Annotated in this window: 26 protein-coding genes and 1 pseudogene; 12 read left to right on the top strand and 15 right to left on the bottom strand. The window is 60.0% G+C overall.

The window, feature by feature from the left end; genetic code table 11:
- The first annotated feature begins 23 nt into the window (after positions 1-23).
- Positions 24-596: a xanthine phosphoribosyltransferase gene (locus tag AC1RPZ_RS04670; protein ID WP_493135320.1), complete on the top strand. Its 573-nt coding sequence runs from the start codon at positions 24-26 to the stop codon at positions 594-596.
- Between the two features lie 168 nt (positions 597-764).
- Here AC1RPZ_RS04670 and AC1RPZ_RS04665 read toward each other — a convergent pair whose 3' ends face one another.
- The 6 genes from AC1RPZ_RS04665 to dadA all read right to left on the bottom strand — a co-directional run bounded on the left by AC1RPZ_RS04665 (position 765) and on the right by dadA (position 6895).
- A complete protein-coding gene (locus tag AC1RPZ_RS04665; RefSeq protein ID WP_493135318.1) occupies positions 765-2690 on the bottom strand; it encodes an acetyl-CoA hydrolase/transferase C-terminal domain-containing protein in 1926 nt (641 codons plus the stop codon).
- Between the two features lie 134 nt (positions 2691-2824).
- On the bottom strand, positions 2825-3241 hold the full coding sequence (locus AC1RPZ_RS04660; protein ID WP_493135698.1) for a c-type cytochrome: 417 nt from the start codon (positions 3239-3241) through the stop codon (positions 2825-2827).
- 183 nt (positions 3242-3424) lie between these two features.
- Positions 3425-3973, bottom strand: a complete 549-nt coding sequence (locus tag AC1RPZ_RS04655) for a cupin domain-containing protein (RefSeq protein ID WP_493135316.1) — start codon at positions 3971-3973, stop codon at positions 3425-3427.
- 127 nt (positions 3974-4100) lie between these two features.
- On the bottom strand, positions 4101-5174 hold the full coding sequence (gene alr / locus AC1RPZ_RS04650) for an alanine racemase (RefSeq protein WP_493135314.1): 1074 nt from the start codon (positions 5172-5174) through the stop codon (positions 4101-4103).
- Between the two features lie 91 nt (positions 5175-5265).
- A complete protein-coding gene (locus tag AC1RPZ_RS04645) occupies positions 5266-5619 on the bottom strand; it encodes a RidA family protein (RefSeq protein ID WP_493135312.1) in 354 nt (117 codons plus the stop codon).
- Complete coding sequence (dadA, locus tag AC1RPZ_RS04640) at positions 5591-6895, bottom strand: D-amino acid dehydrogenase (RefSeq protein ID WP_493135310.1); 1305 nt, start codon at positions 6893-6895, stop codon at positions 5591-5593. The genes AC1RPZ_RS04645 and dadA overlap by 29 nt, the downstream gene beginning before the upstream one ends.
- 156 nt (positions 6896-7051) lie before the next feature.
- Between dadA and AC1RPZ_RS04635 the strand changes: the two genes are divergently transcribed.
- Positions 7052-7540, top strand: a complete 489-nt coding sequence (locus AC1RPZ_RS04635) for an Lrp/AsnC ligand binding domain-containing protein (RefSeq protein ID WP_003206849.1) — start codon at positions 7052-7054, stop codon at positions 7538-7540.
- A 163-nt stretch (positions 7541-7703) separates the two neighbouring features.
- On the opposite strand, the gene AC1RPZ_RS04630 is transcribed toward AC1RPZ_RS04635, so the two are convergent.
- Positions 7704-8057, bottom strand: coding sequence for a YkgJ family cysteine cluster protein (locus AC1RPZ_RS04630; protein WP_007894729.1), 354 nt, complete (start codon positions 8055-8057; stop codon positions 7704-7706).
- Between the two features lie 149 nt (positions 8058-8206).
- Between AC1RPZ_RS04630 and AC1RPZ_RS04625 the strand changes: the two genes are divergently transcribed.
- Positions 8207-9520, top strand: coding sequence for an NAD(P)/FAD-dependent oxidoreductase (locus AC1RPZ_RS04625; protein WP_493135308.1), 1314 nt, complete (start codon positions 8207-8209; stop codon positions 9518-9520).
- Between the two features lie 144 nt (positions 9521-9664).
- Here the strand turns inward: AC1RPZ_RS04625 and AC1RPZ_RS04620 are convergent, their stop codons facing one another.
- Positions 9665-9910, bottom strand: a complete 246-nt coding sequence (locus tag AC1RPZ_RS04620; protein WP_493135306.1) for a DUF1127 domain-containing protein — start codon at positions 9908-9910, stop codon at positions 9665-9667.
- A gap of 178 nt (positions 9911-10088) precedes the next feature.
- Between AC1RPZ_RS04620 and AC1RPZ_RS04615 the strand changes: the two genes are divergently transcribed.
- Complete coding sequence (locus AC1RPZ_RS04615; RefSeq protein ID WP_493135304.1) at positions 10089-11531, top strand: aminotransferase-like domain-containing protein; 1443 nt, start codon at positions 10089-10091, stop codon at positions 11529-11531.
- A 220-nt stretch (positions 11532-11751) separates the two neighbouring features.
- Here AC1RPZ_RS04615 and AC1RPZ_RS04610 read toward each other — a convergent pair whose 3' ends face one another.
- On the bottom strand, positions 11752-13245 hold the full coding sequence (locus AC1RPZ_RS04610) for an aldehyde dehydrogenase (RefSeq protein ID WP_493135302.1): 1494 nt from the start codon (positions 13243-13245) through the stop codon (positions 11752-11754).
- Between the two features lie 226 nt (positions 13246-13471).
- Between AC1RPZ_RS04610 and AC1RPZ_RS04605 the strand changes: the two genes are divergently transcribed.
- Positions 13472-13834 carry a cupin domain-containing protein gene (locus tag AC1RPZ_RS04605; protein WP_493135300.1) on the top strand — a complete coding sequence of 121 codons (363 nt, stop codon included), beginning with the start codon at positions 13472-13474 and terminating at the stop codon, positions 13832-13834.
- A 72-nt stretch (positions 13835-13906) separates the two neighbouring features.
- Here AC1RPZ_RS04605 and rpmG read toward each other — a convergent pair whose 3' ends face one another.
- Both rpmG and rpmB read right to left on the bottom strand, forming a co-directional pair.
- Positions 13907-14062 carry a 50S ribosomal protein L33 gene (gene rpmG, locus AC1RPZ_RS04600; RefSeq protein ID WP_007894709.1) on the bottom strand — a complete coding sequence of 52 codons (156 nt, stop codon included), beginning with the start codon at positions 14060-14062 and terminating at the stop codon, positions 13907-13909.
- Between the two features lie 11 nt (positions 14063-14073).
- Positions 14074-14307 carry a 50S ribosomal protein L28 gene (rpmB, locus tag AC1RPZ_RS04595; RefSeq protein WP_007894701.1) on the bottom strand — a complete coding sequence of 78 codons (234 nt, stop codon included), beginning with the start codon at positions 14305-14307 and terminating at the stop codon, positions 14074-14076.
- 489 nt (positions 14308-14796) lie between these two features.
- Here rpmB and AC1RPZ_RS04590 point away from each other — a divergent pair, with 489 nt between their 5' ends.
- Entirely contained in the window at positions 14797-16383 is a 1587-nt protein-coding gene (locus tag AC1RPZ_RS04590; protein ID WP_493135298.1) for an ABC transporter substrate-binding protein, read from the top strand.
- A 134-nt stretch (positions 16384-16517) separates the two neighbouring features.
- On the opposite strand, the gene radC is transcribed toward AC1RPZ_RS04590, so the two are convergent.
- The gene (gene radC / locus AC1RPZ_RS04585) at positions 16518-17192 is read right to left on the bottom strand and encodes a RadC family protein (protein ID WP_493135296.1); all 675 of its coding nucleotides are present in this window, start codon (positions 17190-17192) and stop codon (positions 16518-16520) included.
- A 137-nt stretch (positions 17193-17329) separates the two neighbouring features.
- Between radC and coaBC the strand changes: the two genes are divergently transcribed.
- The 4 genes and pseudogenes from coaBC to argB all read left to right on the top strand — a co-directional run bounded on the left by coaBC (position 17330) and on the right by argB (position 21604).
- On the top strand, positions 17330-18538 hold the full coding sequence (coaBC, locus tag AC1RPZ_RS04580; protein WP_493135696.1) for a bifunctional phosphopantothenoylcysteine decarboxylase/phosphopantothenate--cysteine ligase CoaBC: 1209 nt from the start codon (positions 17330-17332) through the stop codon (positions 18536-18538).
- A gap of 5 nt (positions 18539-18543) precedes the next feature.
- Positions 18544-18999, top strand: coding sequence for a dUTP diphosphatase (gene dut / locus AC1RPZ_RS04575; RefSeq protein ID WP_493135294.1), 456 nt, complete (start codon positions 18544-18546; stop codon positions 18997-18999).
- 256 nt (positions 19000-19255) lie between these two features.
- Positions 19256-20659, top strand: a pseudogene (locus AC1RPZ_RS04570) (phosphomannomutase/phosphoglucomutase); the annotation flags it as partial.
- Positions 20660-20698: 39 nt separating this feature from the next.
- On the top strand, positions 20699-21604 hold the full coding sequence (gene argB, locus AC1RPZ_RS04565) for an acetylglutamate kinase (RefSeq protein ID WP_123426174.1): 906 nt from the start codon (positions 20699-20701) through the stop codon (positions 21602-21604).
- Positions 21605-21773: 169 nt separating this feature from the next.
- Here argB and pyrE read toward each other — a convergent pair whose 3' ends face one another.
- Positions 21774-22418, bottom strand: a complete 645-nt coding sequence (gene pyrE / locus AC1RPZ_RS04560; protein ID WP_123426173.1) for an orotate phosphoribosyltransferase — start codon at positions 22416-22418, stop codon at positions 21774-21776.
- An 81-nt stretch (positions 22419-22499) separates the two neighbouring features.
- Between pyrE and crc the strand changes: the two genes are divergently transcribed.
- Positions 22500-23279 carry a catabolite repression control protein Crc gene (crc, locus tag AC1RPZ_RS04555; protein ID WP_003176915.1) on the top strand — a complete coding sequence of 260 codons (780 nt, stop codon included), beginning with the start codon at positions 22500-22502 and terminating at the stop codon, positions 23277-23279.
- Between the two features lie 114 nt (positions 23280-23393).
- Here the strand turns inward: crc and AC1RPZ_RS04550 are convergent, their stop codons facing one another.
- Positions 23394-23762 carry a DUF4870 domain-containing protein gene (locus AC1RPZ_RS04550; protein ID WP_019694276.1) on the bottom strand — a complete coding sequence of 123 codons (369 nt, stop codon included), beginning with the start codon at positions 23760-23762 and terminating at the stop codon, positions 23394-23396.
- Between the two features lie 43 nt (positions 23763-23805).
- The gene (rph, locus tag AC1RPZ_RS04545; RefSeq protein ID WP_493135292.1) at positions 23806-24528 is read right to left on the bottom strand and encodes a ribonuclease PH; all 723 of its coding nucleotides are present in this window, start codon (positions 24526-24528) and stop codon (positions 23806-23808) included.
- A gap of 270 nt (positions 24529-24798) precedes the next feature.
- On the opposite strand from rph, the gene AC1RPZ_RS04540 reads away from it, so the two are divergent.
- Positions 24799-25662 carry a YicC/YloC family endoribonuclease gene (locus AC1RPZ_RS04540; protein WP_493135290.1) on the top strand — a complete coding sequence of 288 codons (864 nt, stop codon included), beginning with the start codon at positions 24799-24801 and terminating at the stop codon, positions 25660-25662.
- Positions 25663-25670: the final 8 nt, after the last annotated feature.

Below are 25670 nucleotides of genomic sequence, written 5' to 3'. Positions count from 1 at the left end.
AATGCGCTTGATGAGGAAACCTCATGGAAGCACTGCACAAGAAAATTCGCGAAGAAGGCATCGTGCTTTCCGATCAGGTCCTGAAAGTCGATGCCTTTCTGAACCACCAGATCGACCCGCAACTGATGAAGCTGATCGGCGACGAATTCGCCACGCTGTTCAAGGATTCGGGGATCACCAAGATCGTCACCATCGAAGCATCGGGCATTGCGCCAGCGATCATGACCGGTTTGAACCTGGGCGTGCCGGTGATTTTCGCCCGTAAGCATCAGTCCCTGACGCTGACCGAAAACCTGCTGTCGGCGACCGTTTACTCGTTCACCAAGCAAACCGAAAGCACCGTGGCCATTTCCCCACGTCACCTGACCAGCAGCGACCGCGTGCTGATCATCGACGACTTCCTGGCCAACGGTAAGGCTTCGCAGGCGCTGATCTCGATCATCAAACAGGCCGGCGCCACCGTGGCAGGCTTGGGTATCGTGATCGAAAAATCGTTCCAGGGCGGCCGCGCCGAACTGGACGCGCAAGGCTATCGCGTCGAATCCCTGGCCCGGGTCAAGTCCCTGACTGACGGCATTGTGACCTTTATCGAATAAGAGCAGCTGCCAGTTTTAAGCTTCAAGCTGCAAGCCCGCTCCAACAAGTACACCGCTGTACCTGTGGGAGCGAGCTTGCTCGCGATGAGGCCATAACATTCAGCATCAATGTCGGCTGTTACACCGCCATCGCGAGCAAGCTCGCTCCCACAAGGTTCACTTGTCTGGTCATTGCTGCGCGGTGGCCTTCAGGCCTGCCAGCAACAGCCGCTGATACAAATCCTCCTTCAAGCCCGCAGGCTTCGTCAGCTGCATCCGCTCCAGCTGCACCGGGTACTCCGACGGCTCCGGCGCATCCAGTGCGGCTTTGCCCAGTTCCAGAATCTCCGTGAGTTTGAACTTGCTCTTGAGCCAGTTCAGCGCGCGCAACACATCCCGCTCTTCGCTGCTGAAATCACTGCCCAACGGATACTCCGGAAACAACCGAGGGTGCCGTGCAGCAATCGCCTGCAAGCGCTGTGGGCTGTTGTCGGTGAAACGCGGATCGAGGCAAAAATCCTTCGGCAGTTTGCCGGCTTTCTGCGCCTGCTCGATCAAGCCCGGCTGGAAGCGTGAGTCACTGATGTTCAGCAACGCTTCGATCACCTTGGCGTCGGTCTTGCCGCGCAAATCGGCAATGCCGTATTCAGTGATCACAATGTCGCGCAAGTGCCGTGGAATCGTGCAGTGACCGTACGCCCAGACCATGTTCGAGCTCACTTCACCGCCCGACTCACGCCAGCTGCGCAGGATCAGAATCGAGCGTGCGCCTTCCAGCGCATGGCCTTGGGCGACGAAGTTGTATTGCCCGCCCACACCGCTGAGCACCCGCCCATCTTCCAGCTGATCCGCGACCCCGGCACCGAGCAGGGTCATGGTGAAAGCACTGTTGATGAAGCGCGCATCCAGGCGCTGCAAACGTTTGAGCTCTTCCTGACCGTACAACTCGTTGATGTAGCTAATGGCGGTCATGTTGAATTCAGCGAGCTTGCTGTGGGGTAAATCCCGCAACCGCTGATAGAAACTGCGCGGTCCGAGGAAAAATCCGCCGTGTATCGAAATGCCGCCTACCTGAGACGACTCATCCAGAGTGCCGGCATTGGCTTGCTGTTGCAGGGCGACACTCGGATAAACCTTACGCCGCACGATCCCGGCGTCAGACAACACCAGCAGACCGTTGACGAACATCTCGCTGCAACCATAAAGCCCCTTGGCGAAGGGCTTCACGCCGCCTTCACGGCTAATCAGTGGCGCCCAGTAATGCGCATCAAGGTCCGTCAGCAGTGCACGATAGCCGTCGTTATCCGCCTGCCGAGCCAGCAACGCGGCGGTCAGTGCGTCGCCCATGGCACCGATGCCGATTTGCAGGGTTCCGCCGTCCCGCACCAGAGTACTGGCGTGCAGGCCGATGAAGTGATCCTGAACGCCCACCGGCATATTCGGTGTGGAAAACAGCGTGCTGCCCTCCTCCTCGTCGATCAGCAGATCGAACGCCGCGCGCTCGACTTCCGAGTCTCCCGGCATGTACGGCAGATCGCGGTGAACCTGACCGAGCAGCAGAATGGTTTCTCCGGCAGCGCGACGCTTGGCGATCATCGGCAGCAGGTCGAGGGTGATGTCCGGGTTGCAGCTCAAACTCAACCGCTCCGGCTGCTGCGGGTCATGGGCCAGCAGTTGCGCCACGAGGTTCAATCCGGCGGCGTTGATGTCGCGGGCGGCGTGGCTGTAGTTGCTGCTGACGTAGTCCTGCTGCGCCGATGCGCTGTGCAGCAAGCTGCCGGGCTGCATGAAGAACTGTTCGATGCGAATGTTCGCCGGGAGGCTGTCACGGTGCAGGTCGGCGAGAAAATCCAGCTCGGGATAGTCGCCAAATACTCGCTCGATGAAGGGCTCCAGAAAGCGCCGCTGCAAGCCATCGCCCAATGACGGACGACCCAGGCTCAACGCGGTGTACACCGTCAGTTGCCGCTCGGGCAGTTGGGCAATGCGCTGATAGAGCGCGTTGACGAAACGGTTGGGCTTGCCCAGCCCCAGCGGCAGGCCGAGGTGTATATGCGCGGGCAAACGCGCGAGCACATCATCGACTGCCTGTTCGATTGATACCGACTGCACCATCAGACCCTCCCGACCTGTCCATGAATTGAGGTAGGTCCGAGCTTGCCGCGTCCTGATGGTTATGACCAGTCTCGAGGTCAAATCCCGGGTACAAAAAAGCCGCTCGCAAGCGGCTTTTTCGCTGAAGAGGAGGCTTATTTCAGGCCGGACATCTTCTGGATGGCGCCTTCAAGGTCTTTCAATTCGCAGTCACTGCACGTGCCTTTTGGCGGCATCGCATTGAGACCGGTCAACGCTACCTTCGCCAGGCCAGCAGCAGTGCCGCCTTCTTTGTCGGCGCGTTTTTTCCAGTCTGCAGCATCACCGATTTTCGGTGAGCCCAGCAGACCGGTGCCATGGCAAGCATTGCAATGCTTGGCAATGATTTCATCAGGGGTTTTCGCCCCACCGCCGCCTGCCGAAGCAGCGACTTCCATCCCCTTGCACTCTTGACCTTGTACACAGACCTTGCCGACGGGTTCAAGGCGCTTGGCGATATCGTCAGTGGTCGACGCTTGAGCGCTGACTGCCCAAAGGGCCAATACGGTTGCTGGTGCGGCCAGCATTTTCATAATTAGGTTCACGCGTACACCCTCAATGGTGGCTAGTCACGCCCACGGCCACGGTTTCGCAGGCGGGCGCAAGTATAACGGTTAGCCCGCCACACTGAAACAACCCTAAAGTCCAAGGGGAATTAAGTCGTGGCGAAATACAGCATAGGGCGACTCGCAAAACCTTGCCGGACGCCTCTTTTCTTAGAAATTCGCCGGTGTGGCTGCGCTGATTAGTCGCGCAGGCGCATCGAACGGATTTCGGAACCGGTGCGGTTTGGTGCTTTCGAAATAGTAGCTGTCACCGGCTTCAAGCACGAAGGTCTCAAGCCCGACCACCAATTCCAACCGACCTTCGAGCAAAATCCCGGTTTCCTCGCCCTCATGGGTGAGCATCTCTTCACCGGTATCGGCGCCTGGCGGGTAGATCTCGTTGAGGAACGCAATAGCACGGCTCGGATGCGCCTTGCCGACCAGTTTCATGGTCACGGCGCCATCGGAGATATCGATCAGCTCATGAGCTTTGTAGACGATCTGCGTGGGTTTTTCCTGGAGAATTTCTTCGGAAAAGAACTCGACCATAGACATGGGGATGCCGCCAAGTACCTTCCTCAGCGAACTGATCGAGGGACTGACGCTGTTTTTCTCGATCATCGAAATGGTGCTATTGGTAACACCCGCGCGCTTGGCGAGCTCTCGCTGGGATAGACCTTTCAGTTTACGGATCGATTGCAGTCGTTCACCGACGTCCAATGCATTAGCCTCCCAGGATTCAGATTGTGTGGATAGTGAGCGTTATCATGGCGACAGCGTTCAGTATTTACAACACTTGGGTCTGAATCCCGTTCAGCAAAGCGACTTCTGGTCTCGACAGCCCGCCTCAGCTCCCGGAATAGAGCAGTGGCGCGCGACGCAGGTTGCAAAAGATCTGATAGGGAATGGTCCCGGCAGCCATGGCTACGTCGCTGGCGAGGATGTTTTTACCCCACAGTTCGACGGTAGAACCAAGACCGGCCTGCGGCACGTCGGTCAAATCGATGCAGAGCATGTCCATCGACACTCGTCCCAGCAGCTGGCTGCGCTGCCCGGCCACCAACACTGGTGTGCCGGTAGGTGCCTGACGCGGATAACCGTCGGCATAGCCCATGGCGACCACACCGATACGCATCGGCCTCTGGGTGATGAACTTCGCCCCGTAGCCCACCGGTTCACCGGCCGGCAGTTCGCGCACGCTGATGACTTTCGATTCCAGGGTCATCACCGGCTGCAAGCGCGCCGCCACCGGATTGGCTTCTTCGAAAGGTGTCGCGCCATAGAGCATGATGCCCGGACGAACCCAATCGCTCGGCACCTGCGGCCAACCCAGCACCGCCGGCGAGTTACACAAGCTGACCTGCGCCGACAAGCCCTGGCGCGCTGCTTCAAACACTGCAACCTGCTCCGCCGCGCTGCTGCTATGCAGCTCATCGGCACGCGCAAAGTGGCTCATCAGCACGATCTTCGAGACCTTGCCGCTGGCCAGCAAACGCTGGTAGGCCGCCTGATAATCCGCCGGATGCAGGCCGACCCGGTGCATGCCCGAATCAAGCTTGAGCCAGACCGTGATCGGCTTGCTCAACGCGGCTTTCTCGATTGCTTCGAGCTGCCACAGCGAATGCACCACGCACCAGAAATCATGCTCAACGATCAGCGACAGCTCATCGGCTTCGAAAAAGCCTTCGAGCAGCAAAACCGGCGCACGAATGCCGGCGGCGCGCAGCTCCAGGGCTTCTTCGATGCAGGCTACGGCAAAACCATCCGCCTCGGCCTCCAGGGCCATGGCGCAGCGCACCGCGCCATGGCCATAGGCATCGGCCTTGATCACCGCGAGGGCGCGAGCCCCCGAGACTTCTCGGGCCAGTTGGTAGTTATGACGCAGGGCTTGAAGGTCGATCAGGGCACGGGCAGGACGCATGGCGGCAGACTTCTAGGCGGTCATGGGGAAGAAAAAACCGGCGCTGGCTGACGGCGTGAACCGCCAGTAGCACCGGGAGAGGGATCGCTTCTTAAGGAAGAGCAGCCACTACCGACAGCTCAACCAGGATTTCCGGTTCGCACAATTTGGCTTCGACCGTCGCACGGGCAGGCGCGACGTTCTTTGGCAGCCAGGTATCCCAGACACTGTTCATGCCCTCGAAATCGGCATCAATGTCTTTCAGGTAAATCGTCACCGACAGCAGCCTGGTTTTGTCGGTCCCGGTCAGATCCAGCAAGCGCTCGATGTTGGCGAGGGTTTCACGAGTCTGCTGTTCAATCCCGGCACTCATATCGTCGCCGACTTGCCCTGCCAGATACACGGTACCGTTATGGACAACGATCTGGCTCATGCGCTCATTGGTGAGCTGGCGCTGGATTGACATTTTTTGCGGACTCCTGATTGGTCTTGTCATAACGGGAAATATCGAGGCCTTCGGCACTGATCTGTGGCGCTTTCTTCGCCATCAGGTCAGCCAGCAAGCGGCCAGAGCCGCACGCCATGGTCCAGCCGAGTGTGCCGTGACCGGTGTTCAGGAACAGGTTCTTGAACGGTGTGGCGCCGACAATCGGCGTGCCGTCCGGCGTGGTCGGACGCAGACCGGTCCAGAAACTCGCCTGGGCCAGGTCGCCGCCCTGAGGATAAAGATCGTTGACGATCATCTCCAGCGTTTCGCGTCGACGCGGGTTCAGCGACAGGTCAAAACCGGCGATCTCAGCCATGCCGCCTACGCGAATGCGGTTGTCGAAACGGGTGATCGCGACTTTGTAGGTCTCGTCGAGAATAGTCGACGTCGGGGCCATCGCCGGGTTGGTGATTGGCACCGTCAGCGAGTAGCCCTTGAGCGGGTACACCGGGGCCTTGATGCCCAGCGGCTTGAGCAACTGCGGCGAGTAGCTGCCAAGTGCCAATACGTAACGGTCAGCGGTTTCCAGCTTACCGTCGATCCATACGCCATTGATTCGGTCACCGGCGTAGTCGAGGCGCTGAATGTCCTGGCCGAAGCGGAATTCCACGCCCAGTTTGATGGCCATTTCGGCCAGGCGCGTGGTGAATATCTGGCAGTCGCCAGTCTGGTCGTTCGGCAGGCGCAGGGCACCGGCGAGGATGTCGGTCACGTTGGCCAGCGCCGGTTCGACGCGGGCAATGCCGGCGCGGTCGAGCAGTTCAAACGGTACGCCGGACTCTTTCAGGACGGCGATGTCTTTTGCCGCGCCATCCAGCTGCGCCTGAGTGCGGAACAGTTGAGTAGTCCCCAGACTGCGGCCTTCGTAGGCAATGCCGGTTTCAGCGCGCAGCTCGTCGAGGCAGTCACGGCTGTACTCGGACAGGCGAACCATGCGCTCTTTGTTCACCGCATAACGGCTGGCGGTGCAGTTACGCAGCATCTGCGCCATCCACAGGTATTGGTCGATATCGGCGGTGGCCTTGATCGCCAGCGGTGCGTGGCGCTGCAACAGCCATTTGATAGCTTTGAGCGGCACGCCCGGCGCGGCCCACGGCGAGGCGTAACCCGGCGAGACCTGGCCGGCGTTGGCGAAACTGGTTTCCATGGCAGCAGCCGGTTGACGGTCGACGACCGTTACTTCGAAGCCGGCCCGAGCCAGATAGTAGGCACTGGCGGTACCGATGACGCCGCTACCCAAGACCAGAACGCGCATTTTCATATCCCTCATCGCGGCTTACCGCTGACGTTTGTTGTTCAAATCACAGATGTGCGCAGTGTAAAAAACATTGGCCAGTGCTTTTCACTATATAAGCACCTATATTTGGCGACAATTCTCGGCAAAATCCCTTTTCACGGAGGCGCATCCCCTATGCGGACCAATACTCAGACCAAACGCGAGCTGGACAAGATCGACCGTAATATCCTGCGCATCCTTCAGGCAGACGGGCGGATTTCGTTCACGGAGCTTGGGGAAAAAGTCGGGTTATCGACCACGCCCTGTACTGAGCGGGTGCGACGCCTGGAGCGCGAAGGGATCATCATGGGCTACAACGCCCGACTCAACCCGCAGCACCTCAAGGGTAGCCTGCTGGTGTTCGTCGAGATCAGCCTCGACTACAAGTCCGGCGATACCTTCGAAGAGTTCCGACGCGCGGTGCTGAAACTGCCGCATGTACTGGAATGCCATCTGGTGTCAGGAGATTTCGACTACCTGGTGAAGGCGCGGATTTCCGAGATGGCCTCGTACCGCAAACTGCTGGGCGACATCCTGCTCAAACTGCCCCACGTGCGTGAGTCCAAGAGCTATATCGTGATGGAAGAAGTGAAAGAGAGCCTGAACCTGCCGATTCCGGATTGAAGTCAGCTCTGAGGAAATAGTTGCCTGAGCGGGCGCCATCGCGAGCAAGCTCGCTCCCACATGGGGTCCTGCCGTACACAAAACTGTGCCCACTGAAAATCTACTGTGGGAGCGAGTTTGCTCGCGATTGAAGCGACTCGGTCTAGCTGAAGCAACGGCGCCTCTAAACCAGGACTTGCCGGGTGCTGGCCATGTATTCATGAATCTGCTTCTCGACCCGTGGATGAATCAACTCCACCGGGCGGCGGCCGTTGGGACACGGCAAGGTCTTCGTGGTGCCGAACAGCCGACAGATCAGTGGTCGTTCGTCATACACGGTGCAGCCATTGGGGCCCAGGTGCACACAGTTCAGTTCATCCATCGCGGCGTCCTGCTCAGCCCTGGTCTTGCGCGGCAGGCGGGACATTTCTTCCGGCGAAGTGGTCACCGGACCACAGCAGTCATGGCAGCCGGGCACGCACTCGAACGAGGGGATCTGCTGGCGAAGAGTGCGAATTTTCTGGCTGTTGCAGCTCATCGAAGCGCGTACCGGGATAGTGAACGGAATGGGATTTTGCCCTAAAAGCCTCGATCCAGACAGCACCAGCCGACCAGTGTTGCCCAGGCCGAAAGGTCCGGCTTATGCTCCGTAAAATTTACTCAACACACGAGATCAGGATGACGCACATGCACCCCCGTGTTCAGCAACCTGTCCCGAGCCATCTGCACGCCGCTTCTTACTACGCCGCCAGCAGCCTGCCGCAGCCCGATCATCCGGTGCTCAAAGGCGAACTGCTGGCGGACGTGTGCGTGGTGGGTGGCGGGTTCTCAGGGCTGAACACCGCCATCGAACTGGCCGAACGCGGGCTCCGTGTGGTGCTGCTCGAAGCGCACAAGATCGGCTGGGGCGCCAGTGGCCGCAATGGCGGGCAATTGATTCGTGGGGTCGGCCATGGCCTCGATCAGTTTGCCAATGTGATCGGCACGGACGGTGTCCGTCAGATGAAACTCATGGGACTGGAAGCAGTGGAAATCGTCCGGCAACGGGTCGAGCACTTTCAGATCGCCTGCGACCTGACCTGGGGTTACTGCGACCTGGCCAACAAACCTCGCGACCTCGACGGTTTTGCCGAAGACGCGGCCGAACTGCGCAGCCTCGGCTATCGCTACGAAACCCGGTTGCTGCAAGCCAATGAAATGCACAGTGTGGTCGGCTCCGACCGCTACGTCGGTGGTTTGATAGACATGGGTTCCGGGCATCTGCACCCGCTGAACCTGGCCTTGGGCGAAGCCGCCGCGGCGCAGCAACTGGGCGTGAAGCTGTTCGAACAATCGGCCGTGACCCGCATCGACTATGGCAGCGAGGTCAAGGTCCACACCGCACAAGGCTCGGTCCGCGCCAAGACCCTGGTGCTGGGCTGCAACGCCTACCTCAACAACCTGAACCCCGAGCTCAGCGGCAAAGTACTGCCCGCCGGCAGTTACATCATCGCCACCGAACCCTTGAGCGAAGCACAGGCGCACGCATTACTGCCGCAGAACATGGCGGTCTGCGATCAGCGAGTGGCGCTGGACTACTACCGGCTCTCGGCGGATCGGCGCTTGTTGTTCGGCGGCGCCTGCCACTATTCCGGCCGCGACCCGTCGGACATTGCCGCGTATATGCGACCGAAGATGATCGACGTCTTCCCGCAGCTGGCCGGGGTGAAGATCGACTATCAATGGGGCGGGATGATCGGCATCGGCGCCAACCGCCTGCCGCAGATCGGCCGGCTCAAGGACCAGCCGAATGTGTATTACGCCCAGGCCTATTCCGGTCATGGAGTGAACGCCACCCACCTGGCCGGCAAGCTGCTGGCCGAGGCCATCAGCGGTCAGCAGAGCGGCGGCTTCGACCTGTTCGCCAAGGTGCCGCACATTACCTTCCCAGGCGGTAAGTACCTGCGCTCGTCGTTGTTGGCGTTGGGGATGTTGTGGCATCGGATGAAAGAGCTGGTCTGAAAGATTTCAGGCGCCCGTGCCGACGCCTTCGCGAGCAGGCTCGCTCCCACAGGGGTTCATCTGTGAACACACGTCTTGTGAACAACAGAGATCAAACGTGGGAGCGAGCTTGCTCGCGATTCGATCGAGAGGGCGCTATCACACTCAAAGCCGCCAGAACGGTTTGAGCCCCTCCTCCCGCGCCTGCTCACGACTCAACCCCACATCGCGCAACTGCTCAGGCGACAGCTCAAGCAAGGCCTTGCGCGTGTGCAGACGATGCCAGAACAGACTCCAGCGACCGAGACCGGACGGGGCATTGCGGTTTTTTACCGCACGCATGCCCTTGTCCTGCCCTGCCACCAGTTCCTGACTGTGTAACGTCAGCCGCACATCGCTCAAGCCGTTCATTTTGATTGCTCCTGTTTACTTGGGTCGCCAGAGATTCCATGATGCGCGGGCAGGCGAAACCGTTACAGATTCAACGTGGCTGTATTATTTCAATACAGATTTTCCATTTTACCGACTGAATCCTGTATTTTTGCCCCATCTGTACTGGTTCCCTGAATCTCCTCACCGAGGCTGCACCATGACTCTCTACGTCAACCTCGCCGAATTGCTCGGCACGCGGATCGAACAGGGCTTCTACCGACCTGGTGACCGACTGCCGTCAGTCCGGGCATTGAGCGTCGAGCACGGGGTCAGTCTGAGCACGGTGCAGCAGGCCTATCGGGTACTGGAAGACAGCGGGCTGGCGATGCCGAAGCCGAAATCCGGCTACTTCGTACCCGCCGGGCGCGAGTTGCCGGAGCTGCCGGTCGTTGGCCGCCCAGCCCAGCGCCCGGTGGACATTTCCCAGTGGGATCAGGTGCTGGAGCTGATCCGCGCCGTCCCGCGTAAAGACGTCGTGCAGCTCGGTCGCGGTATGCCGGATGTCACCACGCCGACCATGAAACCCCTGCTGCGCGGGCTGGCGCGGATCAGCCGGCGGCAGGACATGCCCGGCCTGTATTACGACAATATCTACGGCACCCTGGAACTGCGCGAGCAGATTGCCCGCTTGATGCTCGATTCCGGCTGTCAGCTGAGCGCCAACGATCTGGTGATCACCACGGGTTGCCACGAAGCGCTGTCCACCAGCATTCGCGCAATCTGCGAGCCGGGAGACATCGTTGCCGTGGACTCGCCGAGCTTTCACGGCGCCATGCAGACCCTCAAAGGGTTGGGCATGAAAGCCCTGGAGATTCCCACCGACCCGATTACCGGGATCAGCCTCGAAGCGCTGGAACTGGCCCTGGAACAGTGGCCGATCAAAGCCATACAGTTGACCCCAAACTGCAACAACCCGCTGGGCTACATCATGCCGGAGTCGCGCAAACGGGCGCTGCTGACCCTGGCACAGCGCTTCGACGTGGCAATCATTGAAGACGATGTGTATGGCGAACTGGCCTACACCTACCCGCGTCCCCGCACGATCAAATCTTTCGACGAAGATGGCCGCGTCCTGCTCTGCAGCTCGTTCTCCAAGACCCTGGCGCCGGGTCTGCGCATTGGTTGGGTCGCGCCGGGCCGGTACCTGGAACGGGTGCTGCACATGAAATACATCAGCACCGGCTCCACTGCGCCGCAACCACAGATCGCCATCGCCGAGTTTCTCAAAGGCGGTCACTTCGAGCCGCATTTGCGGCGGGTGCGCACTCAATACCAGCGCAATCGCGACCTGATGCTCGACTGGGTCAGCCGCTACTTTCCCGCCGGCACCCGCGCCAGTCGCCCGCAAGGCAGCTTCATGCTCTGGGTCGAACTGCCAGAAAGTTTCGATACCTTGAAACTGAATCGTGCGCTGATCGACCAAGGCGTACAGATTGCCGTCGGCAGCATCTTTTCCGCCTCGGGCAAGTACCGCAATTGCCTGCGCATGAACTACGCGGCCAAGCCGACACCGCAGATTGAAGAGGCCGTACGCAAAGTCGGCGCGGCGGCGATCAAACTGCTGGCCGAGCACAACGACAGTGCTGAATGGGACAAATGACGCCAAAACTGCGAAATAAGTCGCCCAACGCATTTCCACGCTGCTGTGGATAATTATTTTTCAGGCACAGCACAAAGCACTGTGGGAGCGAGCTTGCTCGCGATGACGGACCAACATTCAACATTAACGTCGACTGTCATACCGCTATCGCGAGCAAGCTCGCTCCCACAAGGGTTCTACGTTGTCTTGAGCCCCAGATGCGACCGGGGCCCGTAACAATTTACAGCTTGATCCAGGTCGCCTTCAGCTCGGTGTACTTGTCGAACGCGTGCAGCGACTTGTCACGACCGTTGCCCGACTGTTTGAAACCACCAAACGGTGCGGTCATGTCGCCGCCATCGTACTGATTGACCCACACGCTACCGGCGCGCAGGGCCTTGGCAGTCAAATGACCCTTGGAGATATCCGAGGTCCAGACTGCAGCGGCCAGGCCATACGGCGTGTCGTTGGCGATCTGAATCGCTTCCTCGACGCTGTCGAAGGTGATGACCGACAGTACCGGGCCAAAGATCTCTTCCTGGGCGATCTTCATCGCGTTGCTCACGCCATCGAAAATCGTCGGTTCAACGTAGGTGCCACCGGTTTCCTGGAGAATGCGTTTGCCGCCAGCCACCAGTTTGGCGCCATCGGCGTGACCGGATTCGATGTAGGACAGCACGGTGTTCATCTGTTGCGTGTCGACCAGCGCGCCGACGTTGCTGGCCGGATCCAGCGGGTTGCCCGGCTTCCAGGCCTTCAGGGCCTCGATCACCAGCGGCAGGAACGTGTCCTTGATCGAACGCTCGACCAGCAGACGCGAACCTGCGGTGCAGACTTCGCCCTGGTTGAACGCGATGGCACTGGCCGCCGATTCGGCCGCCGCTTGCAGGTCCGGTGCATCGGCAAACACGATGTTCGGGCTCTTGCCACCGGCTTCTAGCCAGACGCGCTTCATGTTCGATTCGCCGGAGTAGATCATCAGTTGCTTGGCGATCTTGGTCGAACCGGTGAACACCAGCGTGTCGACATCCATGTGCAGGGCCAGCGCCTTGCCAACGGTGTGACCGTAGCCTGGCAGCACGTTCAGCACGCCTTTCGGGATACCGGCTTCAACGGCCAGCGCCGCGAGGCGGATGGCGGTCAGCGGGGATTTTTCAGACGGCTTGAGGATCACCGAATTACCGGTGGACAGCGCCGGGCCGAGTTTCCAGCACGCCATCATCAGCGGGAAGTTCCACGGCACGATAGCGCTAACCACACCCACTGGTTCACGGGTCACCAGACCCAGTTGGTCGTGCGGGGTAGCGGCCACTTCGTCGTAGATCTTGTCGATGGCTTCACCGCTCCAGCTCAGCGCTTGCGCCGCGCCCGGAACGTCGATGTACAGGGAGTCGCTGATCGGCTTGCCCATGTCCAGGGTTTCAAGCAGCGCCAGCTCTTCGGCGTGCTGCTTGAGCAGGCCCGCGAAACGAATCATGGTGGCTTTGCGCTTGGCCGGAGCCAGACGCGACCAGACGCCGGAGTTGAAGGTGGCGCGGGCGTTGTCGACGGCATACTGGGCGTCGGCGGCATCACAGCTGGCGATCTTGCCCAGCAGACGGCCATCGACAGGGCTGATGCAGTCGAAGGTCTCGCCGGAGACGGCTGCGGTGTATTCGCCATTGATGTAGGCACGGCCTTCGATTTTCAGGTCGCGGGCGCGTTGTTCCCAGTCAGTACGAGTCAGGGTGGTCATACAAGTGTCCTCCTCTTATTGAATATGAGCGCCACGCGATCTACGCAGGCACCTTCAGGAATTCTGCCCGGCCAGCCTACAAATCGGCCCAAGGCAACTGCCACCCTAAACCAGCGGCCCCTCATGTTTCAATATATTTGACACAAAGCCAGAAAACAGCCTTGCGATGTTCATTTTAATAAACATAGACTTTGGCTTTACCAGGCAATCACGGGGGATTACACGAATGAGCATCCAGGACATCGTCGACTTCAGCCAGGCCACCACACCCGCCGAACGTTACCGCCCGGACGCCGCAAAAGTCCTCAAGGGCGACCCCGAGCAAGCCGTCTACAACCACTACAACAGTCCCTGCGGCCAGCTGAGCGCGGGGGTGTGGGAAGGTGAAGTCGGGCAATGGACGGTAAACTTCACTGAACACGAATACTGCGAAATCGTGCAGGGGGTTTCGGTGCTGCGCGACCACGACGGTAATGCCAAAACGCTACGTGCTGGCGATCGCTTTGTCATCCCGGCCGGCTTCCGGGGCACCTGGGAGGTGCTGGAGCCGTGCCGCAAGATCTATGTGGCGTTTGAACAGAAGGCCTGAGGCTTTTCTGACCACAACGAAAAAGGCCCGTATCTTGCGATACGGGCCTTTTTCTTAAGAGGGAAAAATCAATTACTTGATTTTGCCTTCTTTGTAGATCACGTGCTTGCGAACAACCGGATCAAATTTCTTGATCTCGATTTTGTCCGGAGTAGTACGCTTGTTCTTGTCGGTAGTGTAGAAGTGACCAGTACCGGCGCTCGAAATCAAACGAATCAATTCACGCATGATTAGCTCCCTTAGATCTTGCCAGCTTTGCGGATTTCGGCCAGCACGACAGTGATGCCACGCTTGTCGATGATACGCATGCCTTTGGCAGATACGCGCAGACGCACGAAACGTTTCTCTTCTTCAACCCAGAAGCGGTGATGCTGCAGGTTCGGCAGGAAACGACGACGGGTTTTGTTGTTTGCGTGGGAAATGTTATTCCCAGTCACCGGACCCTTACCGGTAACTTGACAGACTCTCGACATGCCTCAGCCCTCTAAAACCACATGCCCAACCCGGCATGGGTTGGCCGCTTAATCTCTCAGTCATTTGGCGCCAGGCGCCGCGTTTCTTTAGAGGTCTTACCGGCTACACCTACAGTGAAGGAACCGGGCCCCTAGAAAAGAGCGCTGCTTTATACCAGAAAGACCCCGTAGCAACAACTATCGGTGTGAACAGACTTTTTCAAATCCCCGGTTTTGCGGCGCCAGACGCCTTGGACAAAGGCTGTCGATGGCCGCGACCGCTCGTCGCAGAGTACCGACATCCACGTCCGCACAAGCGATTTGCCCGAGCCAATTTACGCTGATTCACCCTGCACAAGGGGTTAAACAGCGCAAATCTTGCCTAAAAACACCCCGGGCGCACGCCACAAAGTGAAAAAGGGGATAGTCATTTGCAAAAGAGCCCACTAGGGTAAGCCTTTTCCAGACTGCACTCGCAGATGGGCCTTCGATCTGCACAGGAATCCACACATGCGCCTCGCTGCCCTACCGCTGTTGCTCGCCCCACTCCTGCTGAGCCCATTGGCCCAGGCTGCCGCTTTAAGCGTCTGCACCGAGGCCAGCCCGGAAGGGTTCGATGTCGTTCAATACAACTCGCTGACCACCACCAACGCCTCGGCCGACGTGCTGATGAACCGCCTGGTGGACTTCGACACCGCCAGTGGCAAAGTGGTCGCCAGCCTGGCCGACAGCTGGGAAGTCTCGACCGACGGCCTGACTTACATCTTCAAACTGCACCCACAGGTGAAATTCCACCACACCGAGTACTTCAGCCCTACCCGCGACCTGACCGCCGAAGACGTGAAATTCAGCTTCGACCGCATGCTCGACCCGGCCCACCCTTGGCACCAAGTCGCCCAAAGCGGCTTTCCTCACGCTCAATCGATGCAATTGCCTGCGCTGATCAAGAAGATCGACGCGCTGGACCCACTGACCGTGCGCTTCACCCTGGACCACCCCGACTCGACCTTCCTCGCCACCTTGACCATGGGTTTTGCCTCGATCTACTCGGCGGAGTATGCCGACCAGTTGCTCAAAGCCGGCACACCCGAGAAGCTCAACAGCCAGCCAATCGGCAGCGGCCCGTTCATCTTCGGGCGCTTCCAGAAAGATGCGTCGATTCGCTACAAGGCCAACCGCGACTACTTTGCCGGCAAACCCGCGGTCGACAGCCTGGTGTTCGCCATCACTCCGGACGCCAACGTGCGCTTGCAAAAACTGCGGCGCAACGAGTGCCAGATTGCCCTGTCGCCCAAACCACTGGACGTGCAGGCCGCCGCCCAGGAACCAACCCTCAGGATCGAAAGCACGCCGGCGTTCATGACCGCCTTCGTGGCCATCAACAGTCAGCACCCACCGCTGGATAAACCCGAGGTGCGCCAGGCGATCAACCTTGCCTTCGACAAGGCCAGCTACCTCAAGGCCGTTTTCGAAGACACCGCGCAAGCCGCCAACGGTCCGTACCCGCCCACCACCTGGAGCTACGCCAAGGACCTGCCGGGCTATCCAAAAGACATCGCCAAAGCGCGCGCACTGCTGGCCAAGGTCGGGCTCAAGGAGGGCTTTAAAACCACCATCTGGACCCGCCCTTCCGGCAGTCTGCTCAATCCAAACCCAAGCCTTGGCGCCCAGCTGTTGCAGGCGGACCTGGCTGAAATCGGGATTCAGGCGGAAATCCGGGTGATTGAATGGGGCGAGCTGATCCGCCGCGCCAAGGCCGGCGAACACGATCTGCTGTTCATGGGCTGGGCCGGCGACAACGGCGACCCGGATAACTTCCTCACGCCGCAGTTCTCCTGTGCGGCGGTCAAGTCCGGGACCAACTTCGCCCGCTACTGCGACCCAGGCCTGGACAAGGTCATCAGCGCCGGCAAGACCACCACCGAACAAGGCGTGCGCAGCAAGCTCTACGAACAGGCCCAGGCGCAGATCCAGCAACAGGCACTGTGGCTGCCACTGGCGCACCCGACCGCCTACGCGCTGACGCGCAAGGAAGTTCAGGGCTACCAGGTCAGCCCGTTCGGCCGCCAGGATTTTTCGAAGGTCAGCCTCCAGTAATAGCGTCGCCGCAAAACCTGTGGGAGCGGGCTTGCTCGCGAAAGCGATCTGTCAGCCAACATTTATGCCGACTGACACGGCCTCTTCGCGAGCAAGCCCGCTCCCACAGGGGTTTTATACTCGTCGCGCCTCCCTCACATCCACCCGTACTCGGCCATCGATAGCGGATCGCCGTCGCCGACGATGAAATGGTCGAGTACCCGCACATCGATCAGGTCCAGCGCCTCTTGCAGCCGCTTGGTCAGCGCTCGATCCGCCTGACTGGGTTCAGCACTCCCTGAGGGATGGTTGTGGCACAGGATCAGCGCCGCGGCGTTGTGCGTCAGTGCGCGCTTGACCACCTGACGCGGGTAGACGCTGGCGCTGTCGATCGAGCCGCGAAACAGTATCTCGAACGCCAGCACCCGATGCCGGGAGTCCAGAAACAGGCAGCCGAAGACCTCATGCGGCTCATGGCGCAACATCGCCTTCAGGTAATTGCGCACTTCGATCGGACTCTTGAGCACCGAGTCGCGACGCAAGCGTTCTGCCAGATGCCGCCGCGCCATCTCCAGCACGGCTTGCAATTGGGCGAACTTCGCTGGCCCGAGCCCAAGCTGACTGCCGAACGTCTGCTGGTCTGCCTCCAGCAACGTGCGCAGGCTGCCGAATTGATGCAACAGGTGTCGCGCCAGATCGACCGCGCTTTTGCCGGTCACCCCGGTCCGCAGGAAGATGGCCAGCAATTCGGCGTCCGAAAGACTCGCCGAACCCTGCTCCAGTAGTTTCTCCCGCGGGCGCTCCGCCGCCGGCCAATCGCGAATGCTCATAGCACCTCCATGTGTGTGTGGGCGCCGCTGTTCCGTAGCGGTCGCTGTGATATCGTAGCCCATCTTTTTTGCGGGCGAATTCATCCCTGGGGAGGGGGTTTCGCCATGCAGTCATCAACGAAATGAAAGGCAGACCTATGCAGCGGCTGTATCGGAAACGCATCGTTCTCGGCGTCGGCGGTGGCATTGCTGCCTACAAGAGCGCCGAGCTGGTTCGCCGACTGATCGACCAGGGCGCCGAAGTGCGGGTGGTCATGACCCGCGGCGGCAGTGAGTTCATCACCCCGCTGACCATGCAGGCCCTCTCCGGGCACCCGGTCCACCTCGACCTGCTGGACCCGGCGGCCGAAGCTGCGATGGGCCATATCGAGCTGGCCAAATGGGCCGACCTGGTGCTGATCGCCCCGGCCACCGCCGACCTGATCGCGCGCCTGGCCCAAGGCATCGCCAACGACCTGCTGACCACCCTGGTGCTGGCCACCGACGCCACTGTCGCGCTGGCGCCGGCGATGAACCAGGCGATGTGGCGCGATCCGGCCACCCAGGCCAACACCCAATTGCTCGAAAGCCGTGGTTTCAAGGTCTTCGGCCCGGCGTCCGGCAGCCAGGCCTGCGGTGACGTCGGCATGGGCCGCATGCTCGAAGCCAACGATCTGGCGCAGTGCGCCGCCGATTGCTTTCAGCGCCAGGCGCTGACCGGCAAACACGTGCTGATCACCGCAGGTCCGACTCAGGAAAACATCGACCCGGTGCGCTACATCACCAACCACAGCTCCGGGAAAATGGGCTTTGCCCTGGCCGAAGCCGCGGTTGAAGCCGGCGCCCGAGTGACCTTGATCACCGGCCCCGTACACCTGCCAACCCCGGATCGCGTCACCCGGATCGACGTGGTCAGCGCCCGCGACATGCTCGCCGCCTGTGAAGCCGCGATCCCTTGCGACCTGTTCATCGCTTCCGCCGCGGTCGCGGACTATCGCCCGGAAGTCGTCGCCCCACAAAAACTCAAGAAAGACCCTACGAACGGCGACGGCTTGTTGCTGCAAATGGTCCGTAACCCAGACATTCTGGCGACCATTGCCACGCGCCCCGACCGTCCGTTCAGTGTCGGTTTCGCTGCCGAAACCGAACACTTGCTCGACTACGCTGCCCGCAAACTGAAAGACAAAAACCTCGACCTGATCGTCGCCAACGACGTGGCCAACCCGAGCATTGGCTTCAACAGCGAGGAAAACGCTTGCAGCGTGATCGACCGAGCGTTGCACGCAACGCTCTTCGCCCAGACCAGCAAGGGCAAAATCGCCCGCCAGCTGATCACTTTTATCGCCGAACGTCTGAACCAGGTTTAATTCGCATGCACGCTTTACAAGCCAAAATCCTCGACCCACGCATTGGCCACGAATTCCCGCTGCCGCAGTACGCCACGCCAGGCTCCGCCGGCCTCGACCTGCGGGCGATGCTGGAACGGGACACCGTCATCAAGCCGGGTGAAACGCTGTTGATCCCGACCGGTCTGTCGGTGTATATCGGCGATCCGGGCCTTGCCGCGCTGATCCTGCCGCGCTCGGGCCTGGGCCATAAGCACGGCATCGTGTTGGGCAACCTGGTCGGGCTGATCGACTCCGATTATCAGGGCCCGCTGATGGTCTCCTGCTGGAACCGCGGCCAGACCGACTTCAACATCGTGGTCGGCGAACGCCTTGCCCAACTGGTGCTGGTGCCGGTAGTGCAAGCGCACTTCGAACTGGTCGAAGAGTTCGACGAAACCCAACGTGGCGCCGGTGGTTTCGGTCACTCGGGCAGCCACTGATCACCCCCATCAAGGCCCGGCACCCTGCCCGGCCTGAACACAACGCTTTGCATTTCAGGATGAATAGTGCACAGACCTTAACTGTAAGGTTTACCGGTCAAAATCACGGCAGTAGACGACCCCGCGCAGGCTGAGGCCCCAGGCAGGCATTTGCGCACCACGAACTCTCTGCCAAAAACACCGTCATACCTTTCAGTTTGAACCCGCCGACGACCCGTTCGTCGGCCCGTCCAGCAACCTTTGAGTTGGAGCAGCCCCAGTGATGAGCAACGCAGCCCGAGTCGCCCCCGCGTTCCCCGACAGCATCTTTCGCGCCTACGACATTCGTGGCGTCGTCCCGGAAACCCTGACGGCTGAAACCGCTTACTGGATCGGTCGCGCCATTGGCTCCGAAACGCTGGCCAAGGACGAGCCGAACATCTCTGTCGGCCGTGACGGTCGCCTGTCCGGCCCGGAACTGGTCGAGCAGTTGATTCAGGGTCTGCACGACAGTGGCTGCCACGTCAGCGATGTCGGACTGGTGCCAACCCCGGCGCTCTATTACGCGGCCAACGTACTGGCCGGCAAGTCCGGCGTGATGCTCACCGGCAGCCACAACCCGTCGAACTACAACGGCTTCAAAATCGTCATCGCTGGTGACACCCTGGCCAACGAACAGATCCAGGCACTGCATGACCGCCTGAAAACCAACAACCTGAGCAGCGGCAAGGGCAGCATCACCAAAGTCGAGATCCTCGACCGCTACACCACCGAAATCGTCCAGGACATCAAACTCGCCCGCCGCCTGAAAGTGGTGGTCGACTGCGGCAACGGTGCCGCCGGTGTTATCGCGCCTCAGTTGATCGAAGCACTGAACTGCGAAGTGATCCCGCTGTTCTGCGACGTCGACGGTAACTTCCCGAACCACCACCCGGATCCGGGCAAGCCCGAGAACCTGGTGGACCTGATCGCCAAGGTCAAGGCAACCAACGCCGACCTGGGCCTGGCCTTCGACGGTGACGGCGACCGCGTCGGCGTGGTGACCAATACCGGCGACATCGTCTTCCCGGACCGCCTGCTGATGCTGTTCGCCAAAGACGTGGTGGCGCGCAACCCGGACGCGGAGATCATCTTCGACGTCAAATGCACCCGCCGCCTGACTCCACTGATCAAGGAATACGGCGGTCGCCCACTGATGTGGAAAACCGGTCATTCGCTGATCAAAAAGAAGATGAAGCAAACCGGCGCCCTGCTCGCAGGCGAAATGAGCGGGCACATCTTCTTCAAGGAGCGCTGGTTCGGTTTCGACGACGGCATTTACAGCGCCGCGCGGCTGCTGGAGATCCTCAGCAAGGAAAAATCCAGCGCGCAGGAGCTGTTCGAGACCTTTCCGAACGATATTTCTACGCCAGAAATCAATATCCATGTGACCGAAGAGAGCAAATTCAGCATCATTGATGCACTGCACGATGCCCGCTGGGGCATCGGTGCCGAATTGACCACCATCGACGGTGTGCGAGTCGACTACACCAAAGGCTGGGGCCTGGTTCGTGCGTCCAACACCACACCGGTGCTGGTCCTGCGTTTCGAGGCCGATAACGACGCCGAACTGCAGCGCATCAAGGACGTGTTCCACACCCAACTGAAACGTGTTGCACCTGACCTCCAACTACCATTTTGATTTTTTGAAGCGCCTTTTATTGAAGTGCCGGAGCCCTGAATGACCCTCGAACGCGAAGCCGCCGCCAACACCGCCAAGGTCCTGTCCGAAGCGCTGCCTTACATTCGCCGCTATGTCGGCAAGACCCTGGTGATCAAATACGGCGGCAACGCGATGGAAAGCGAGGAGCTGAAAACCGGCTTCGCCCGCGACATCGTGCTGATGAAGGCCGTCGGCATTAACCCGGTGGTGGTTCACGGTGGCGGCCCGCAAATCGGCGACCTGCTCAAGCGCCTGTCGATCGAGAGCCACTTCATCGACGGCATGCGCGTCACTGACGCCCAGACCATGGACGTGGTGGAAATGGTCCTCGGCGGCCAGGTGAACAAAGACATCGTCAACCTGATCAACCGCCATGGCGGCAGCGCCATCGGCCTGACCGGTAAAGATGCCGAGCTGATTCGCGCGAAGAAGCTCACCGTCACCCGTCAGACACCGGAAATGACCCAGCCGGAAATCATCGACATCGGCCAGGTCGGCGAAGTGGTCGGGATCAACACCGACCTGCTGAACCTGCTGGTCAAAGGCGACTTCATCCCGGTGATCGCGCCCATCGGTGTCGGCGCCAACGGCGAGTCGTACAACATCAACGCCGACCTGGTAGCCGGCAAAGTGGCTGAAGCACTGAAAGCTGAAAAGCTGATGCTGCTGACCAATATCGCCGGTCTGATGGACAAAACAGGCAAGGTTCTCACCGGCCTGAGCACCCAGCAGGTCGACGAACTGATCGCCGACGGCACCATCTACGGCGGCATGCTGCCGAAGATCCGTTGCGCGCTGGAAGCGGTGCAAGGCGGCGTGGGAAGCTCGTTGATCATCGATGGACGGGTTCCGAATGCGATTCTGCTGGAGATCTTCACCGACACCGGTGTGGGCACCCTGATCAGCAATCGCAAGCGTCCATAAGCAGCACACATAAAAAGACCCCGCTCAACCAGGTTGAGCGGGGTCTTTTTTTGCCTGCGATCCCTGCTACCCCTGTAGGAGCTGCCGAAGGCTGCGATCTTTTGACTTTGCTTTTCAGAAACAAGATCAAAAGATCGCAGCCTTCGGCAGCTCCTACGCGGAAATTGCGTTAGACGCCGAACTGCGCGCGGTAGGCTTCTACCGCCGGCAAATGCTGCTTGAGCTGCGGATCGTCGGCGAGAAATTCCAGCACCTGATTCAGCGAAACAATGCTGACCACCGGGATGCCGAAGTCGCGCTCCACTTCCTGGATCGCCGACAGCTCACCGTTGCCACGCTCCTGACGGTTTAGCGCGATCAGCACACCGGCCGCCTTGGCGCCGTCCTGGGAAGCGATAATCTGCATCACTTCACGGATTGCGGTGCCGGCGGTGATCACGTCGTCGATAATCAGCACTTCGCCGGTCAGCGGCGCACCGACCAGGCTGCCGCCTTCGCCGTGGGCCTTGGCTTCCTTACGGTTGAAGCACCATGGCAGATCGCGGTTATGGTGCTCAGCCAACGCCACGGCGGTAGTCGCCGCCAAAGGAATACCTTTGTAGGCCGGGCCGAACAACACGTCGAACGCAATGCCGCTCTCGACGATGGCCGCTGCGTAGAAACGACCTAGCTGCGCCAGCGCAGAACCTGAGTTGAAAAGACCGGCATTGAAGAAGTAAGGACTGGTACGCCCGGACTTCAGGGTGAACTCACCGAAGCGCAAAACGCCACGATCGATGGCAAAACGAATGAAGTCGCGTTGATACGCTTGCATGAAAAAACCCCAAATACCACGGATTTAGCTAATTAGGTAGACGCCGTGTATCATACACGCACGTGATTTTTGGGGCCATTTATGCGGATCATCAGTGTGAACGTCAATGGTATTCAGGCTGCAGTCGAGCGAGGTTTGCTCAGTTGGCTGCAAGCACAGAATGCCGACGTCATCTGCCTGCAGGACACCCGCGCCTCCGCCTTTGAACTGGACGATCCAGCCTTCCAACTGGATGGCTACTTCCTTTATGCCTGCGATGCCGAAGTTCCCGCCCAAGGTGGCGTGGCTTTGTATTCGCGGTTGCAACCGAAGGCTGTCATCAGCGGTCTCGGCTTCGAGACGGCCGACCGCTACGGGCGCTACCTGCAAGCCGATTTCGACAAGGTCAGCATCGCGACCTTGCTGCTCCCTTCGGGGCAAAACGGCGATGAAGACTTGAACCAGAAGTTCAAGCTAATGGACGATTTCGCCCGTTATCTGGATAAACAGCGGCGCAAACGTCGCGAGTACATTTATTGTGGCTCGCTGTACGTGGCGCAGCAGAAGCTGGATATCAAGAACTGGCGCGACAGCCAGCAATCCCCGGGCTTCCTGGCGCCAGAACGCGCCTGGATGGACGAGATTGTCGGCAACATGGGTTATGTCGACGCCCTGCGTGAAGTCAGCCGTGAAGGCGATCAGTACAGCTGGTGGCCAGACAACGAACAGGCTGAGATGCTCAACCTGGGCTGGCGTTTCGACTACCAGCTGCTGACCCCGGGCCTGCGCCGCTTTGTACGCAGCGCTCGTCTGCCACGTCAGCCGCGTTTCTCGCAACACGCGCCATTGATCGTGGACTACGACTGGACGCTGACTATCTAAGCGTCTTTTCGCAGCCGCAAAAAAGCCGACAGCGATGTCGGCTTTTTTGTGAGCAACGATTTATTCAATGTGGGAGCGAGCTTGCTCGCTCCCACAGGGGATTGGTGTCGTTGTTTATTTGATCAACCGCCAAGTGAAGGGATAGCGATACAGCTGCCCTTCATTGGCCTTTACCCCGGCAATGATCGTCAGCACCAGCGCACCGATGGCCACCAGACCGAACAGGAAGAAGCCGATCACCACCACCATCAGCAACAGGCAGATCGCCGAAGCAATGGCCACGCTGATCTGAAAGTTCAGCGCCTCTTTGCCCTGGTCATCGATGAACGGGTCCATCTCGCGCTTCAGTTGCCAGAGGATCAGCGGCCCGATCAACGAACCGAACGGCACCCAGATCCCCAGCAAGGCCGAGAGATGGCAGAACATGGCCCATTGACGAACCTCTCGGCTCGGCACTGGCAACGGGAGTTGCTCATCACTCATGACGCTCTCCTAGCTCGACATCGGCACCTGGACATTGGAGCAATCAGTCAGCCAACGCAGCTTTTTGCAGGTCGAAAATTTCGCTCATGCCTTTTTTCGCCAGCTCCAGCATCGCATTCAACTCTTCAGGCTGGAACGGCGCACCTTCAGCGGTGCCCTGCACTTCGATGAAACCACCGGTGCTGGTCATCACCACGTTCAGGTCGGTCTCGGCAGCCGAGTCTTCCAGGTAGTCCAGATCAAGCACTGGCTCACCCTGGTACATGCCCACGGACACCGCAGCAATCATCTGCTTGAGCGGGTCACCGCCTTTCAGGCCACCGCGTTTCTTGATGACTTTCAAGGCGTCGACCAGCGCAACCATGGCGCCGGTGATCGAGGCAGTACGCGTACCGCCGTCGGCCTGGATCACGTCGCAGTCGACGTACAGGGTAACGTCGCCCAGCTTGGACATGTCCAGCGCCGCGCGCAGGGAACGACCGATCAGACGCTGGATCTCCAGCGTGCGGCCACCTTGCTTGCCTCGGCTCGCTTCACGCTGGTTACGCTCGCCAGTGGCGCGCGGCAGCATGCCGTATTCGGCGGTCAGCCAGCCTTGGCCCTGCCCCTTGAGGAAGCGCGGCACACCATTTTCGACGCTGACAGTGCAAATCACCTTGGTATCACCGAACTCGACCAGTACAGATCCCTCGGCGTGTTTGGTGTAGTTGCGGGTAATGCGGATCGAGCGGAGCTGATCGGCAGCGCGACCACTTGGACGTTTCATAGAGGAACACCTGTACGGAGGACGGAAATCTGCCGAGCATTATAGGGCGACCGGGCGCGACTGGGCACTTCTAAAAAAACCGGGCGACGAGCGAGGGCTCTGAACCGCGCCCTGCGACGACCTGCAGCGCTTTGTCACACGCGCCATTTGGGAGCATCCGCCGCACTGAGCTACAATCCTGCGCCTTTGCAGCCTGTGGGCTTTAATTCATCCAATCAGGTCCGTTGAGCCCGCAGGGTTCGGCGCCGGCCTGAATCGCGAGGTACCTCCATGGTGCACAGCATGACCGCCTTCGCCCGCGTCGAAAAAGCCGGCAGCCAGGGCACCCTGAGCTGGGAGCTGCGCTCGGTCAACAGCCGATACCTGGAACCGCACCTGCGCCTGCCAGAGTCCTTTCGCGACCTCGAAGGCAACGTGCGCGAAGCACTGCGTCAGGGCCTGTCACGCGGCAAGCTCGAATGCACGCTGCGCTTCACCGAAGAAACCACCGGCAAATCGCTGCAAGTCGACCGTGAGCGCGCCGCGCAACTGGTCGCCGCCGCCGAAACCGTCGCCAGCCTGATCAAGAACCCGGCCGCCCTCAACCCGCTGGAAGTGCTGGCCTGGCCTGGCGTGCTGGTCGCCGATGCGAGCGACCCGCAAGCGCTCAACGCTGAAGCGCTGGCACTGTTCAATGAAGGTCTCAAAGAACTCAAGGCTGGCCGCGAGCGCGAAGGCGCGGAGCTGGCCCGGCTGATCAACGAACGCCTGACCTCCATTGAAGAAGACGTGGTGACCCTGCGCGAACTGGTTCCGCAGATGCTCGCCACCCAGCGCCAAAAAGTGCTCGACCGCTTCGCCGACATGAAGGCCGAACTCGATCCGCAGCGCCTGGAACAGGAAATGGTCATGCTCGCGCAAAAGAGCGACGTTGCCGAAGAACTGGACCGCCTGAGCACCCACATCATTGAAGTTCGCCGCGTGCTCAAGTCCGGCGGCGCTGCCGGTCGGCGCCTCGACTTCCTGATGCAGGAGCTCAACCGCGAAGCCAACACACTGGGCTCCAAAGCCTTCGACCCGCGCAGCACTCAGGCTGCGGTCAACCTCAAAGTGTTGATCGAACAAATGCGCGAACAAGTGCAGAACATTGAGTAAGGCTACCC

It is taken from the genome of Pseudomonas sp. GW822-FHT02D10, assembly GCF_058802345.1.
Note: the sequence above shows the minus strand (reverse complement) of the source record. Positions and strands in the feature narration are given on the sequence as shown.

Excerpts from the sequence above, each read along its gene's own strand:
- dadA (WP_493135310.1), bottom strand. The coding sequence starts at position 6,895 with ATGCGCGTTCTGGTCTTGGGTAGCGGCGTCATCGGTACCGCCAGTGCC.
- AC1RPZ_RS04670 (WP_493135320.1), top strand. The coding sequence starts at position 24 with ATGGAAGCACTGCACAAGAAAATTCGCGAAGAAGGCATCGTGCTTTCC.
- crc (WP_003176915.1), top strand. The coding sequence starts at position 22,500 with ATGCGGATCATCAGTGTGAACGTCAATGGTATTCAGGCTGCAGTCGAG.
- radC (WP_493135296.1), bottom strand. The coding sequence starts at position 17,192 with ATGAGCATTCGCGATTGGCCGGCGGCGGAGCGCCCGCGGGAGAAACTA.
- AC1RPZ_RS04625 (WP_493135308.1), top strand. The coding sequence starts at position 8,207 with ATGCACCCCCGTGTTCAGCAACCTGTCCCGAGCCATCTGCACGCCGCT.
- dut (WP_493135294.1), top strand. The coding sequence starts at position 18,544 with ATGCACGCTTTACAAGCCAAAATCCTCGACCCACGCATTGGCCACGAA.
- rpmB (WP_007894701.1), bottom strand. The coding sequence starts at position 14,307 with ATGTCGAGAGTCTGTCAAGTTACCGGTAAGGGTCCGGTGACTGGGAAT.
- AC1RPZ_RS04615 (WP_493135304.1), top strand. The coding sequence starts at position 10,089 with ATGACTCTCTACGTCAACCTCGCCGAATTGCTCGGCACGCGGATCGAA.
- pyrE (WP_123426173.1), bottom strand. The coding sequence starts at position 22,418 with ATGCAAGCGTATCAACGCGACTTCATTCGTTTTGCCATCGATCGTGGC.
- AC1RPZ_RS04645 (WP_493135312.1), bottom strand. The coding sequence starts at position 5,619 with ATGTCAATCCAGCGCCAGCTCACCAATGAGCGCATGAGCCAGATCGTT.
- argB (WP_123426174.1), top strand. The coding sequence starts at position 20,699 with ATGACCCTCGAACGCGAAGCCGCCGCCAACACCGCCAAGGTCCTGTCC.
- AC1RPZ_RS04540 (WP_493135290.1), top strand. The coding sequence starts at position 24,799 with ATGGTGCACAGCATGACCGCCTTCGCCCGCGTCGAAAAAGCCGGCAGC.
- AC1RPZ_RS04550 (WP_019694276.1), bottom strand. The coding sequence starts at position 23,762 with ATGAGTGATGAGCAACTCCCGTTGCCAGTGCCGAGCCGAGAGGTTCGT.
- AC1RPZ_RS04630 (WP_007894729.1), bottom strand. The coding sequence starts at position 8,057 with ATGAGCTGCAACAGCCAGAAAATTCGCACTCTTCGCCAGCAGATCCCC.
- coaBC (WP_493135696.1), top strand. The coding sequence starts at position 17,330 with ATGCAGCGGCTGTATCGGAAACGCATCGTTCTCGGCGTCGGCGGTGGC.
- alr (WP_493135314.1), bottom strand. The coding sequence starts at position 5,174 with ATGCGTCCTGCCCGTGCCCTGATCGACCTTCAAGCCCTGCGTCATAAC.
- AC1RPZ_RS04665 (WP_493135318.1), bottom strand. The coding sequence starts at position 2,690 with ATGGTGCAGTCGGTATCAATCGAACAGGCAGTCGATGATGTGCTCGCG.
- AC1RPZ_RS04605 (WP_493135300.1), top strand. The coding sequence starts at position 13,472 with ATGAGCATCCAGGACATCGTCGACTTCAGCCAGGCCACCACACCCGCC.
- AC1RPZ_RS04660 (WP_493135698.1), bottom strand. The coding sequence starts at position 3,241 with ATGAAAATGCTGGCCGCACCAGCAACCGTATTGGCCCTTTGGGCAGTC.
- AC1RPZ_RS04635 (WP_003206849.1), top strand. The coding sequence starts at position 7,052 with ATGCGGACCAATACTCAGACCAAACGCGAGCTGGACAAGATCGACCGT.
- rpmG (WP_007894709.1), bottom strand. The coding sequence starts at position 14,062 with ATGCGTGAATTGATTCGTTTGATTTCGAGCGCCGGTACTGGTCACTTC.
- rph (WP_493135292.1), bottom strand. The coding sequence starts at position 24,528 with ATGAAACGTCCAAGTGGTCGCGCTGCCGATCAGCTCCGCTCGATCCGC.
- AC1RPZ_RS04620 (WP_493135306.1), bottom strand. The coding sequence starts at position 9,910 with ATGAACGGCTTGAGCGATGTGCGGCTGACGTTACACAGTCAGGAACTG.
- AC1RPZ_RS04610 (WP_493135302.1), bottom strand. The coding sequence starts at position 13,245 with ATGACCACCCTGACTCGTACTGACTGGGAACAACGCGCCCGCGACCTG.
- AC1RPZ_RS04590 (WP_493135298.1), top strand. The coding sequence starts at position 14,797 with ATGCGCCTCGCTGCCCTACCGCTGTTGCTCGCCCCACTCCTGCTGAGC.